General features: G+C 36.9%; 10 protein-coding genes. 8 read left to right on the top strand and 2 right to left on the bottom strand.

Annotated elements, in window-relative coordinates; all coding sequences use genetic code 11:
• Positions 1–1,479: 1,479 nt before the first annotated feature.
• Positions 1,480–2,415: a ribonuclease HIII gene (gene rnhC / locus BN1243_RS01180; RefSeq protein WP_084781767.1), complete on the bottom strand. Its 936-nt coding sequence runs from the start codon at positions 2,413–2,415 to the stop codon at positions 1,480–1,482.
• A gap of 112 nt (positions 2,416–2,527) precedes the next feature.
• Between rnhC and BN1243_RS01185 the strand changes: the two genes are divergently transcribed.
• The 6 genes from BN1243_RS01185 (at position 2,528) to BN1243_RS01210 (ending at position 9,640) form a co-directional block, all read left to right on the top strand.
• Entirely contained in the window at positions 2,528–4,057 is a 1,530-nt protein-coding gene (locus BN1243_RS01185; protein ID WP_062104461.1) for a glycoside hydrolase family 31 protein, read from the top strand.
• Between the two features lie 123 nt (positions 4,058–4,180).
• Entirely contained in the window at positions 4,181–4,441 is a 261-nt protein-coding gene (gene zapA, locus BN1243_RS01190) for a cell division protein ZapA (protein ID WP_062104462.1), read from the top strand.
• 7 nt (positions 4,442–4,448) lie between these two features.
• Entirely contained in the window at positions 4,449–4,988 is a 540-nt protein-coding gene (locus tag BN1243_RS01195; protein ID WP_062104463.1) for a CvpA family protein, read from the top strand.
• A gap of 95 nt (positions 4,989–5,083) precedes the next feature.
• Positions 5,084–6,802 (top strand): DNA polymerase/3'-5' exonuclease PolX, encoded by a 1,719-nt coding sequence (gene polX, locus BN1243_RS01200; protein WP_062104464.1) that lies wholly within the window; start codon positions 5,084–5,086, stop codon positions 6,800–6,802.
• A 33-nt stretch (positions 6,803–6,835) separates the two neighbouring features.
• Entirely contained in the window at positions 6,836–9,193 is a 2,358-nt protein-coding gene (locus BN1243_RS01205) for an endonuclease MutS2 (RefSeq protein WP_062104465.1), read from the top strand.
• A gap of 39 nt (positions 9,194–9,232) precedes the next feature.
• Positions 9,233–9,640 (top strand): DUF350 domain-containing protein, encoded by a 408-nt coding sequence (locus tag BN1243_RS01210; protein WP_062104466.1) that lies wholly within the window; start codon positions 9,233–9,235, stop codon positions 9,638–9,640.
• Positions 9,641–9,807: 167 nt separating this feature from the next.
• On the opposite strand, the gene BN1243_RS01215 is transcribed toward BN1243_RS01210, so the two are convergent.
• Positions 9,808–11,328 (bottom strand): Na+/H+ antiporter NhaC family protein, encoded by a 1,521-nt coding sequence (locus BN1243_RS01215; protein ID WP_062104467.1) that lies wholly within the window; start codon positions 11,326–11,328, stop codon positions 9,808–9,810.
• A gap of 276 nt (positions 11,329–11,604) precedes the next feature.
• Between BN1243_RS01215 and BN1243_RS01220 the strand changes: the two genes are divergently transcribed.
• Entirely contained in the window at positions 11,605–13,302 is a 1,698-nt protein-coding gene (locus BN1243_RS01220; RefSeq protein WP_062104468.1) for a long-chain-fatty-acid--CoA ligase, read from the top strand.
• Positions 13,303–13,438: 136 nt separating this feature from the next.
• A complete protein-coding gene (locus BN1243_RS01225) occupies positions 13,439–14,035 on the top strand; it encodes a TetR/AcrR family transcriptional regulator (RefSeq protein WP_062104469.1) in 597 nt (198 codons plus the stop codon).
• Positions 14,036–14,076 lie beyond the last annotated feature (41 nt).

Below are 14,076 nucleotides of genomic sequence, written 5' to 3' on the forward strand. Positions count from 1 at the left end.
TCTCTATCCAAGAGTATTTTTCTCTATCCAAGAGTATTTTTCTCTATCCAAGAGTATTTTTCTCTATCCAAGAGTATTTTTCTCTATCCAAGAGTATTTTTCTCTATCCAAGAGTATTTTTCTCTATCCAAGAGTATTTTTCTCTATCCAAGAGTATTTTTCTCTATCCAAGAGTATTTTTCTCTATCCAAGAGTATTTTTCTCTATCCAAGAGTATTTTTCTCTATCCAAGAGTATTTTTCTCTATCCAAGAGTATTTTTCTCTATCCAAGAGTATTTTTCTCTATCCAAGAGTATTTTTCTCTATCCAAGAGTATTTTTCTCTATCCAAGAGTATTTTTCTCTATCCAAGAGTATTTTTCTCTATCCAAGAGTATTTTTCTCTATCCAAGAGTATTTTTCTCTATCCAAGAGTATTTTTCTCTATCCAAGAGTATTTTTCTCTATCCAAGAGTATTTTTCTCTATCCAAGAGTATTTTTCTCTATCCAAGAGTATTTTTCTCTATCCAAGAGTATTTTTCTCTATCCAAGAGTATTTTTCTCTATCCAAGAGTATTTTTCTCTATCCAAGAGTATTTTTCTCTATCCAAGAGTATTTTTCTCTATCCAAGAGTATTTTTCTCTATCCAAGAGTATTTTTCTCTATCCAAGAGTATTTTTCTCTATCCAAGAGTATTTTTCTCTATCCAAGAGTATTTTTCTCTATCCAAGAGTATTTTTCTCTATCCAAGAGTATTTTTCTCTATCCAAGAGTATTTTTCTCTATCCAAGAGTATTTTTCTCTATCCAAGAGTATTTTTCTCTATCCAAGAGTATTTTTCTCTATCCAAGAGTATTTTTCTCTATCCAAGAGTATTTTTCTCTATCCAAGAGTATTTTTCTCTATCCAAGAGTATTTTTCTCTATCCAAGAGTATTTTTCTCTATCCAAGAGTATTTTTCTCTATCCAAGAGTATTTTTCTCTATCCAAGAGTATTTTTCTCTATCCAAGAGTATTTTTCTCTATCCAAGAGTATTTTTCTCTATCCAAGAGTATTTTTCTCTATCCAAGAGTATTTTTCTCTATCCAAGAGTATTTTTCTCTATCCAAGAGTATTTTTCTCTATCCAAGAGTATTTTTCTCTATCCAAGAGTATTTTTCTCTATCCAAGAGTATTTTTCTCTATCCAAGAGTATTTTTCTCTATCCAAGAGTATTTTTCTCTATCCAAGAGTATTTTTCTCTATCCAAGAGTATTTTTCTCTATCCAAGAGTATTTTTCTCTATCCAAGAGTATTTTTCTCTATCCAAGAGTATTTTTCTCTATCCAAGAGTATTTTTCTCTATCCAAGAGTATTTTTCTCTATCCAAGAGTATTTTTCTCTATCCAAGAGTATTTTTCTCTATCCAAGAGTATTTTTCTCTATCCGAGAGTATTTTTCTCTATCCGAGAGTATTTTTCTCTATCCGAGAGTATTTTTCTCTCTGGTCACACACATTTATTGAATTCCGGCTAGTTTCTGCGCTTTCCCAGTATTTGCAAAATGTAATTTTGTAAATTCATTCAATGCATCTATCCCTTTTGCTTTAATCAGTCTTGCAGCATCTTGATCAACCTTAAATCCAGCCCCTTTAGTTAGTTTGAATCCAGCTTTATCACTTAGCTGATCAAAAGCTTTTAGAAATCCGTATCTCGCAATAATTGATGCTGCTGCAACCGAAAGATGGATACTTTCTGCCTTTGTACTAAAGTAAATATTATCGCGAATAATATTTTTCTGTCCTTGGAGATGACGATAATAAACGGGTGCTTCTGCAAATTGATCTACTAGGATAGCTTCTGGTTTTTCGGGGGATAATTTGTTCAACAAATGTCCGAGAGCTTGATTATGCAGTATGGCTGTCATTTTGCCTTGAGTCATACCCCGTGCCTGAAGTTGATTATATTTTTCGTTTGCTAATGTTAAACGACTGTAGGGTAAAAAGGTCAGTAAATCCTTGGCGATTTTAATAATTTGTTTGTCGGAAAGATTTTTTGAGTCCTGAACGCCTAATTCCTTCACAAGTTGTATTTGATCGTTACGAACGTAAGTTGCAACTACGACCAATGGGCCAAAATAATCTCCTTTACCGACCTCGTCAGAGCCCATACAAGATAGTAAAGAAATATCTGCAGGTAAAGGAGCACCTGATGACTTTACTTTAGACGGCTTTATTGGTGAATCAAGTGGTGCAACTCCCCAAATTTTAGACTCAGCTTCATTGCCGGGTCCTTGAAATAGTACTTTTCCTGAACGATAAGCGGTAATACTGCATCCATTTTTTTTTGCTGCAAATACACTTCCGGGAGCGTTGTTCTCCTTCAAAAATGGTTTATAATAGGCTTTCATTTTTTCAATATCTATTTGAGTTACTTTAATGACGGTATTCGCCAAGTCGTCACGTCCTTTTGATTACTAGTATATTTTAGAGTTTATCATATATAATGATGTTTATTAATTACATTAGTTGAATGATGACAAAGGAAGGACTATAGGGAGAGATATTATGAACAATCAACTTAAGTTAGAATTGTTAAATCATGAATACTGGTGGGGAGGAGCGGTATCAGATGGAGTTTCCATGCCATATGGAAATTCGGAGTTTGCTAGGCAATTAAATCCCGCATATACACCAAACCAGGCAAATCCGCTATTAATATCGAATAAGGGTAGATACATATGGTCTGATAAGCCTTATAATTTTGAATTCAGAGATGGTTTTTTAAACATCTTCGATTGTGATGGAGAAATTAACAAAGGAGAAGGCTTTGAAAATTTGCGGGCCGTTTATAGCGCTGTTCAAGAAAGATATTTCCCTGCAAAAGGACAGATGTTGGAGCCATTAATGTTCACTGCACCACAATATAATACATGGATTGAATTAATGTATGATCAAAAGGAAGACAAAATCCTCGAGTATGCAGAAGCTATTATTAATAATGGTATGCCGCCTGGAATTTTGATGATTGACGATAATTGGCAGGAAGATTATGGAGTGTGGGAATTTCATCCGGGCCGGTTTCAAAAGCCGAAAAAGATGATTGAAAGATTGCATGAACTTGGTTTTAAAGTGATGCTATGGACGTGTCCTTTCGTTAGCCCCGATAGTGCAACTTATCGATTGTTAGCAGATAAAGATTATTTAATTAAAAATAAAAATGGAAGCATTGCCATAAGAGAGTGGTGGAATGGGTATAGTGCTGTTCTCGATTTGACAAATCCTCATGCCGTAGCTTGGTATAAATCCAAACTTGATTATTTAGTTAATGAGTATGGGGTTGATGGTTTTAAATTTGATGCTGGGGATCCGATGTACTATCGTAATGACGATCAGTGTGAAATATCAATACATGCGAATGAGCATGCTGAGTATTTTGCGAAATTTGGTATGCAGTTTACTTTAAATGAATTCCGGGCTTGTTGGAAAATGGCAGGCGAACCGATTGGGCAAAGATTGTGTGATAAATTACATAGTTGGGATACAAATGGACTCGGGTCGTTAATTCCTAATGGGCTTGCTCAAGGGTTAATGGGTTATGCATTTACATGTCCAGACATGATTGGTGGAGGCGAGTATCAAAATTTCATTGCTAATTCGGAGCGGTTAGATCAAGAGTTATTTGTACGTTATGCGCAATGTTCGGCTCTTTTCCCAATGATGCAGTTTTCAGCCGCACCATGGAGAATTCTCGATCAAGAACATTTCCAGTATTGTCTTGCTGCGGCTAATCTTCATCAGCAATTTGGAGAAGAGATTTTGGCGTTAGCTCATCATGCGGCGGATTCTGGAGAACCGATTATTCGACATATGGCATTTAGTTTTCCGGATGAAGAGTTTGCTAGAGTGAATGATCAATTTATGCTTGGGGATCATATTTTAGTTGCTCCTGTTGTAGAAAAAGGGGCAATAGAAAGAATCATTCATTTTCCAGTAGGTACATGGCAAGGGGACGATGGAAGCATTATAGAAGGACCGTGTAAGCTTAATGTTCATGCGCCGTTATCAAGATTACCATGGTATAGAAAACAATCGTAAGTTCGTTATTAAGGAACCAGTTTTAGCTCCTGGTTTCTTTTTTTCATTTAGACTTTATATTTCCATCTTTAGTCATTCATGATATGATAAATTGTAGGATTTTATCGAAATGAGGGAAATTGTTTGGCAGATAAAGAGAAAGTTCGAGTATCGGTCATGATCTATGGAAAACAATATACAATTTCAGGTACCGAGCCTGCCGAGCATGTAATGAAAGTGGCGGGAACCGTCGACAAGAAGATGCGTGAAATTTACTCGGTGAATCCAAATCTTAATACGGAGTCATTAGCTGTATTAACGGCTGTTAACTCTATCCATGATTATATGAAACTACAAGAAGAATATCACCTTCTTCTGAAAGAATTTAATCGTTTAAAGGACTGAAATAGTTATGGTGGACTTGGCGATAGTTATTATTCTAATTATCGGTTTTATTGTAGGACTTAAAAGGGGTTTCATTTTACAACTGCTCCATATGATTGGTTTTATTGGATCATTTATCGTAGCATATCTTTATTATGATGAACTGGCACCGAAGCTAAAGCTTTGGATCCCTTATCCTGATGTTGGTTCGGGGGAGACCTTTAAAATGATATTGGATGGTGCGAATTTCGATGAGGCTTTTTATAGAGCAATTGCCTTTGTAATCATCTTTATTGCAGCTCGGATTGTACTAGGTATTATTGGCTCTGCATTAGATATTGTAGCCAGTTTACCAGTAATTAAAATATTAAATATTTGGGCTGGAGGTATATTAGGCTTAGTTGAAATGTATTTATTCCTATTTATACTTTTATATATTAGCGCACTTTTACCAGTTGAAATAGTTCAAAATGCTCTACAAGATTCTGCACTTGCTGATACGATCTTGAAGAAAACGCCTTATTTTTCGGCCGAATTACAAAAATTATGGATCGATTTTGTAAAATAACTAGGAAACTTCTCTTTTTAAAAGAGAAGTTTTTCTTTTAAGGGATGGTTTTGGTAGAATGTTAACAGGAGAATGAGGAACGGCTGGTGAATTATATGAAAGTCAATAAAAAAGATATTGTACGCTTGCTGGAGCAGATTGCTATTTATATGGAGTTAAAAGGAGAAAATCCTTTTAAAGTCGGGGCATTTCGGAAGGCGGCGAATGCACTAGAGGTAGATGATCGTAGTCTTTCAGAAATAGAGCATTTTACTGAAATATCTGGAATTGGAAAAGGGACAGAAGCAGTAATCGAGGAGTATTTACAAGAAGGTAAATCGAATGTTTTGGAAAACTTGCGTAATGAGGTGCCAAAAGGATTGATTCCTCTACTGCAACTTCCAGGGCTTGGCGGAAAAAAGATATCCAAACTCTATCAGGAGTTAGATGTCATCGACATAGATACTTTAAAAGAAGCGTGTGAAGCGGATCATGTTGCTCACTTAAAAGGGTTTGGCAAGAAGACGCAGGAAAATATATTAGCATCGATCGCACAGTTAGGTTCACAACCGGATCGTTTGCCAATAGCTTATATGTTGAAAATTGCCGAGCAAATCGAGGAACAATTAAAGGAAATTAAAGAGATTAGTCAATTTTCGAGGGCAGGCAGTTTACGGAGAGTGAGAGAGACAAGTAAAGATCTCGATTTTATAGTTGCAACAGATTCCCAAGCTTTAGTAAAGGAGAAACTGCTACAATTAACTGGGATGTCACAAGTAAGTGCTAGTGGAGATACAAAGGTAACCGTTATTTTTACAGGGAAATATGACGTATCAGTAGATTTTCGAATCGTCGCACCTGAAGAATTTGCATCTGCACTTCACCATTTTACTGGTTCAAAGGACCATAACATCCGAATGCGCCAATTTGCAAAAGAGCGTGGCGAGAAAATTAGTGAATATGGTGTAGAAGTGATAGAAACTGGTGAAGTCTTAACGTTTGAACATGAGTCTGAATTGTATCACCATTTTAATCTGCCTTACATTCCTCCTGAAATTAGGGAAGATGGGAAAGAAGTAGATGATTTTAATGTTAGTACACAGCTGATTACACTGGAAGAGATAAAAGGCGACCTTCATATGCATACTACATGGTCGGATGGAGCTTATTCTTTAGAAGAAATGGTTAATGCTTGCAGAAAAAAAGGCTATCGCTATATGGCAATTACTGATCACTCCGAATTTTTAAAAGTGGCAAATGGGCTTACACGAGATCGACTTAGAATGCAAATTGAGGAAATTCATCATCTAAATGAAAAATATAATGATATTACAATTTTAACTGGTATCGAGATGGACATTTTACCAGATGGCAGCTTGAATTTTGAAGATGATCTTCTCGCCGAACTCGATCTTGTCATTGCCTCGATTCATTCTAGTTTTTCGCAGCCGAGATCCAAAATAATGGAGCGATTAAAAAATGCATTAGAAAATCCACATATCGATATTATCGCACATCCAACGGGACGATTGATTGGCAGACGCGATGGTTATGATGTAGATGTTGATCAGTTAATAGAGTGGGCAATGCAAACGAATACGGCTCTCGAGCTAAATGCCAATCCAGAGAGGTTGGATTTATCAGCTGTTTATTTACGTAAAGCTCAGGAAGCTGGTGTGAAAATCGTGATTAACACAGATGCTCATAATATTAGAAATCTTGATTTTATGTCTCTTGGAGTATCTACCGCCAAGAAAGGCTGGATTGAGTCTCAATCTGTGATCAATGCGATGAGTTTGGAAGAGTTAAATCAATTTTTGAAAAGAAATGACTGAGTACGGGATATTAAGAGGGGGCAAGTAAACTCCATGAATGAAAAAACTTTAAGAACATTAGAGTTCCATAAAATATTGATCCGGATGGAAAATCATGCTTCATCTGCGTTAGGTGTGGAAAAGGTAAGAAATTTGCGACCTATGAGTTCTATAGAAGATGTTGTAAGAGGACAGGAAGAAACAGATGAAGCTTCCCACGTCCTAAGGTTAAAGGGGCATGCTCCATTGGACGGCATTCATAATATTAAACAGCATGTAAAACGGTCAGTGATCGGTGGGATGCTCAATCCGATTGAATTGACCCAGATAGCAAGCACTATACATGCAAGTCGCTCAATGAAACGATTTATTGATGATTTAGTGGAAAACGAAGTCGATATTTCTCTTTTAGCTGAAAAGGCTAATGAGATTATTCCTTTGCCAGAATTGGAAAAGGAAATCAGAAATGCTGTTGATGAAAGCGGAGAAATACTTGATTCAGCAAGTGTGACATTAAGGTCAATTCGCCAACAAACAAGAAGAGCGGAAAGTATGATTCGCGAGCGGCTTGAGAGTTTAACTAGAAACCGAAATGCTCAAAAAATGCTTTCAGATGCGATAGTAACGATTCGTAATGATCGTTATGTAATCCCTGTAAAACAGGAATATCGTTCTCATTATGGCGGCATTGTTCATGATCAATCATCGTCTGGTCAAACGCTATTTATTGAACCGCAGGCGGTTGTTGATTTAAATAATTCCTTAAGGGAACTGCAAATGAAAGAATCCCAAGAAATTGAGCGCATTCTTGCTGGGTTATCTGCCGCAGTAGCTGAGGTCGAGGAAGAATTATATCATTTAGTAGATGTTATGGGCGAACTTGATTTTATTTTTGCAAAAGCACGCTTCGGAAAAGAAATGAAAGCAACGAAACCTGCCATGAACGAAAAAGGATTTATCGATATTCGAAAAGCTTGGCATCCTCTTTTACCAATGGAAGAGGCGGTTCAAAATGATATTTTACTAGGCCAAGATTACACAACAATGGTTATTACCGGGCCAAACACTGGCGGGAAGACGATTACTTTAAAAACAGTAGGGTTATTAACACTTATGGCGCAGGCGGGACTTTTTATACCAGCTTCCGAAGGCTCTGAAATGGCTATTTTTAAAGAGGTATTTGCAGATATTGGGGATGAGCAGTCGATTGAGCAAAGTCTTAGTACTTTTTCTTCCCATATGGTCAACATCGTTGAAATTTTGAAAAAGGTTGATCATGAAAGTTTAGTGCTATTTGATGAATTAGGAGCTGGGACAGATCCGCAAGAGGGAGCAGCACTAGCAATTTCGATTCTTGATGAGGTGTATCAGCGAGGTGCACATGTGATTGCAACAACACATTATCCAGAGTTGAAGGCTTATGGTTTTAACCGACCGAGTGTCATTAACGCTAGTGTTGAATTCGATGTTGAAACATTGCGCCCGACGTATCGACTATTAATTGGAGTTCCAGGGCGAAGTAATGCTTTTGAAATATCGAGACGTTTAGGTCTTTCCAATAGCATCATTGAAAGTGCAAAGGGAATGATTGATACAGAAAGTAATGAAGTAGAAAATATGATTGCTTCTCTCGAAAAAAGCCGTCATGCTGCAGAAGAAGACTATCAGGAGGCGCATAATTATTTAAAAAATGCCGAACAACTTCATAAAGAGCTTCAGAAACAAATGATCGAGTATTATGACCGAAAGCAAGAGTTGTATGATCGAGCTGAGCGAAAAGCAGCTGAAGTTATTGAAAAAGCTAAAGCAGAAGCTGAAGAAGTCATGCGTGAACTGCGGCAAATGCGACTTGAAAGTAGTACTAATGTGAAAGAACATGAACTTATTGAAGCGAGAAGGAGACTTGAGGCGGCAGTTCCTGAATTTGATAAAGGATCCGCAAAATCGCCAAATAAAAAGCAAAAGCAAGAATTTAATCCAGGTGATGAAGTTAAGGTTACTAGCTTTGGTCAAAAAGGACATTTAATAGATAAAGTGACCGATTACGAATGGAATGTTCAAATCGGTATTATGAAAATGAAGGTTCATGAACGCGATTTAGAATATATTAAATCGGAGCAGAATAAAGAAACAAAACCGATGGCAACAGTGAAGGGAAGAGACTTTCATGTTAGTTTGGAGCTCGATCTTCGTGGTGAACGATTAGAAGATGCGTTACTGAAAGTCGAAAAATATATTGATGATGCTCTTCTAGCCAACTATCCGCGTGTTTCGATTATTCATGGTAAGGGCACAGGTGCATTGCGGTCAGGAGTTACGGAATATTTGAAACAACATCGAGCTGTGAAACGTATAAGACTTGGGGAAGCAGGAGAAGGAGGAAGTGGTGTAACAGTTGTCGAATTTAAATAACTAACTACTTCTAAGCTAGCAAAGGGGAGGATGGCAGTTATGGGATCTTTTTGGGCGAACCCTTATGTTGAAACGGCGGGATATTACACGGTAACGATCCTATGTATGCTTGTCTTTTTGTTTATTTTTGAACTTGTAACGAAGTATAATAATTGGGAAGAAATACAAAAAGGAAATATGGCTGTTGCGATGGCTACTGGAGGAAAGATATTCGGCATAGCTAATGTCTTTAGGCACTCCATTCTCCATCATGACTCGTTATTTGTAATGATTGGCTGGGGAATGTTCGGATTTTTCTTGCTACTGACAGGATACTTTATTTTTGAATTTTTAACACCGAAATTTCAAGTTGATAAAGAAATTGCAAACGACAATCGTGCCGTAGGCTTTATTTCCATGATCATTTCAGTTGGTTTATCTTATGTGATTGGTGCCAACATACAATAAGAAGGATGGGGAAGATTAGGTGGAAAAACTAGCAAAAATCCTGCTTGTTGTTTGTGCTCTATTTTTCTTAGCAGGAGTTATTTATTTAATCAGTACATGAATAAGGGTTGCCACTTTTGAGTGGCAACCCTTATTTAAACCCGTTCGCGGGAAAGTTATCCTTGTCATTAAACATTCAAAGAAGAATTAACCTTTTTATTCTGAAACTTTGATAACAAGAAAACAGCCCCCACTAATAGCACTACCGTCAAAATCACTGTAAAAGCACTTCCAGTTATTCCTGCAACAACAAATCCGATTAAAGCAATGAATGCGTTCAATAAAGCGTAAGGGACCTGAGTTTTTACATGGTCGATGTGATCGGCTCCTGCACCTGTCGACGATAGAATAGTCGTATCTGAAATTGGCGAACAATGGTCACCAAAAATCCCCCCTGATAATACGGCTCCAATACAGACCAATAAAGGCGCATCAAGTCCAACTGCCATTGGTATAGCAATTGGAAGCATAATCGCAAAAGTACCCCAAGATGTACCTGATGCAATCGACATGCCACAACCAACTAAAAATAAAATTGCAGGAATAATGAATCCAGGTACATTCCCCTTCAGTAATTCCACAATATAAGCAGCAGTTCCCATTTCTCCGATAACTTTGCCTAGCGCCCAAGCCAAAACAAGTGTAGTAGAAACATAGACCATTTTTTGCATACCGGATGTATAAATATCCATTACTTCCCCGAATTTCTTCACTTTAAAACCAATCATAAGCAAACCTAATGTTAAAGCCGCAAATAAGTAAGCGGTGCTTAATGCAATTCTGAAATCTCCACCAGCTACCGGCTCCACAGGAAATCCAAAAGAAATCAATAAACCGAATAACGTTACGAATAACACCAAAAGCGGTAACCAAACCATGATGGCACGACTATTTTTTGTTTCAGTTGACTGCTCCGCTCTTCTCAATGGGCTGGATGTTGACCAGTAAAGTTCTCCTGTCGTTTGCACCCTTTGTTCCGCTTTTGCCATTGGTCCGAAGTCTAGTTTTGTGAATGCAACTAACGGCACCATTAAAACAGCTAAGATAGCATAGAATTGAAACGGAATGACTTGAACAAACGCACTGAATTCAGAAGTAGTAATATTCAATGCATCAAATTCAGTTTTCATTAATCCCATAATATAAACTCCCCAACCGATAAATGGAATTAAAACGGCGACTGGTGATGAAGTTGAGTCAATAATCCATGCTAATTTTTCGCGAGAAACCTTTAATTTATCAAAAACTTTCTCAAACACAGGACCAACAATTAAGGGAGTTCCTAAGTCGGAGAAAAAGATAATAATTCCCCCAATCCATGCTGAAAGTTGTGCCTTTGCACGGCTATTGATAAGTTTGGTAGATTTTTCAGCAAGTGCCATGCCACCACCGGATTTTTCCATGAGTGCAACGAAGCCGCCGATGAAAAAGAGTAGGACAAGGACGGCTGCATTATAACTATCTGTCAATTGTGGAAATAAAAAATCTCCGATGGTTGTCATTGTTGCTTCAAGTGGTTTTCCTCCAACAAGCATTAATACTCCAATATAAACACCGGAAAATAAAGAAATAATAACATTTCTAGTTGCTATGGCTAATACCACCGCTAAAATGGGTGGTATTAATGACAAAAATCCCATATGTTCCATCAAGTTTTCCCCCTAAATTTCTCTAATAAGGATTATGTATATTTATCCATAAATGTATTATATTTAAACAATAACATTCCGTCAATACTTAATACTCTGAAAGTATGAGTGAATATTTATAACATCATAAGATACTACGCATATTAACTACGATAATTTTTGTTTATAATTTAATTTTCCTAAATATATTTGTACCGGTTGTGACAATATAATATAATAGAAGGAGTAATTTTAATTTTCTAACTGTTTTCTATGATAATAATGAGGGGGAATTGTATGGAAAATAAGCCTTGGTTGAAAATGTATCCCGATTCCATACCTACGACTTTAAAGTATGAAACAAGAACAGTTCAGTCATATTTAACAGAAGCTGCCAAAAAACAACCAAATAAAGCAGCAATTCACTTTATGGGAAACGAAATAACATATCGTGAATTATCCGATCAGGTTATGAGGATGGCTAACTATTTACAAGGTCTAGGTGTTAAAAAAGGTGATTGTGTTGCGATCATGTTGCCCAACTCTTCCCAAGGTGTTATAAGCTATTTTGCCATACTCCATACCGGTGCGATTGTTGTTCAAACAAACCCGCTTTATACAGAACGTGAATTAGAGTACCAAATGAAAGATTCCAATGCTAAAGTCATCATCGGACTAGATATTTTATACCCTCGAATTTCTAAAGTTATAGAGAATACAAATATAGAACATGTCATTGTAACCGCTATCAAAGACTATTTACCATTCCCAAAAAACATTATTTATCCGTTTATACAAAAAAAACAAACTGGTCTTGTCATTAACTTAAAGCATGAAGGAAATATTCATCTCTTCACAAAAGCACTTGCACTCGCCAAACCGTCACCTAAGGAAATTGATTTTGATTTTGAAAATGATTTAGCACTTTTACAGTATACAGGTGGAACAACAGGCTATCCGAAAGGAGTCATGCTTACTCATAAAAATTTAATTGCAAATGCAACAGCTTGTGCAGCGTGGATGTACGAAGCAACTCCGGGTGAGGAAAAAATACTAGGAGTCTTACCATTTTTCCATGTTTATGGCATGACAACAGTCATGATTTTATCAATCATGCAAGGGTATAAAATGATTCTTCTCCCAAAATTTGATGTTAAAACAACCCTAAAAACAATTCATAAGGAGCGCCCAACTCTTTTTCCAGGAGCTCCAACTATTTATATCGGTCTGCTAAACCATCCTGAATTGCATAAATATGATCTTTCCTCTATAGAGGCCTGTATAAGTGGTTCTGCTCCATTGCCAGTAGATGTCCAGCAAAAATTTGAGGATATTACTGGTGGAAAGCTTGTTGAGGGGTATGGATTAACAGAATCTTCTCCTGTTACTCATGCAAATTTTATTTGGGGGCAAAAGCGTGTTAAGGGAAGTATTGGTGTCCCATGGCCAGATACGGAGGCGATGATTGTCTCGGCAGAAACTGGAAAAGAAGCTCCGCCTGGTCAAATCGGAGAAATAGCTGTCAAAGGGCCGCAAGTTATGAAAGGCTATTGGAATCGTCCAGAAGATACTGCAGAAACGCTGAAGGATGGTTGGCTAATGACTGGGGATATGGGGTATATGGACGAGGAAGGTTTTTTCTATGTTGTTGATCGAAAAAAAGATGTAATTATTGCGGGTGGATATAATATTTATCCGCGTGAAGTCGAGGAAGTATTTTATGAGCACCCTGCAATTCAAGAGTTAGTAGTTGTCGGTGTTCCTGATGCTTATCGCGGAGAAACGGTAAAAGCCTATCTTGTCCTTAAAGAAGGGGCTAATGTAACGGAAGAAGAATTAGACCAATTTGCAAGGGAGAATTTGGCAGCATATAAAATTCCCCGAATTTATGAATTTCGTAAAGAGCTTCCGAAAACAGCTGTTGGGAAAATTTTACGGAGAACCTTGGTTGATGAAGAAAGAAAGAAGATGGAAAGTGAGGAAAAAACTACTTAGTGAATTATTGACATTTCCGAGCCAACTATGGCTCGCTTTTTTTAGTTCTTGCTTGACATAAGTACATGCGATTATTATCATAATATTATGAATGAATAGTCATTCACCTATTGAGTTGCTTAAAGGAGTTATATCATTGAAAAGAAACAAACCTAAATATAAACAAATTGTCGATGCAGCTGTGGTTGTAATTGCTGAAAATGGCTATCACCAATCGCAAGTTTCAAAAATAGCGAAACAAGCCGGTGTAGCTGACGGGACAATTTATCTTTACTTTGAAAATAAAGAGGATATTTTAATATCAGTATTTCGAGAGAAAATGGGATTATTCGTAGACCAGATAAAAGAAGTGATCAACTCGAAACAAACGGCTTCAGAAAAATTGTTAGTCATGATTGAAAATCATTTTAACATTTTATCGGAGGATCGCCATTTAGCCATTGTAACGCAATTAGAACTTAGACAATCGAATCATGAATTACGTAAAAAAATAAATGAAATTTTGAAAGACTATCTTATACTGATTGATCATATTTTACGATATGGGCAAGAACAAGGAGAATTTGCTGCACACTTGGATCTGCGGCTCGCAAGACAAATGATCTTTGGAACTATGGATGAAACAGTGACCTCATGGGTTATGAATGATCAGAAGTATGACTTGATTGCGCTTGCTCCAGCAGTGCATGATTTGATCTTAAATGGTTGTATTTCTAAAGATCACTTATCTTAACAAACTTTAAAATGGAGGCAATATAATTTAATCAGTGTACT

Origin of the sequence: Bacillus niameyensis, from assembly GCF_001375535.1 — a bacterium.
GTDB classification, from domain to species: domain Bacteria; phylum Bacillota; class Bacilli; order Bacillales; family Bacillaceae_C; genus Lederbergia; species Lederbergia niameyensis.

Bases quoted from the DNA above. Each gene is read 5' to 3' on its own strand.
- BN1243_RS01185 (WP_062104461.1), top strand. From the start codon at position 2,528: ATGAACAATCAACTTAAGTTAGAATTGTTAAATCATGAATACTGGTGG.
- BN1243_RS01195 (WP_062104463.1), top strand. From the start codon at position 4,449: ATGGTGGACTTGGCGATAGTTATTATTCTAATTATCGGTTTTATTGTA.
- polX (WP_062104464.1), top strand. From the start codon at position 5,084: ATGAAAGTCAATAAAAAAGATATTGTACGCTTGCTGGAGCAGATTGCT.
- BN1243_RS01205 (WP_062104465.1), top strand. From the start codon at position 6,836: ATGAATGAAAAAACTTTAAGAACATTAGAGTTCCATAAAATATTGATC.
- BN1243_RS01210 (WP_062104466.1), top strand. From the start codon at position 9,233: ATGGGATCTTTTTGGGCGAACCCTTATGTTGAAACGGCGGGATATTAC.
- BN1243_RS01215 (WP_062104467.1), bottom strand. From the start codon at position 11,328: ATGGAACATATGGGATTTTTGTCATTAATACCACCCATTTTAGCGGTG.
- BN1243_RS01220 (WP_062104468.1), top strand. From the start codon at position 11,605: ATGGAAAATAAGCCTTGGTTGAAAATGTATCCCGATTCCATACCTACG.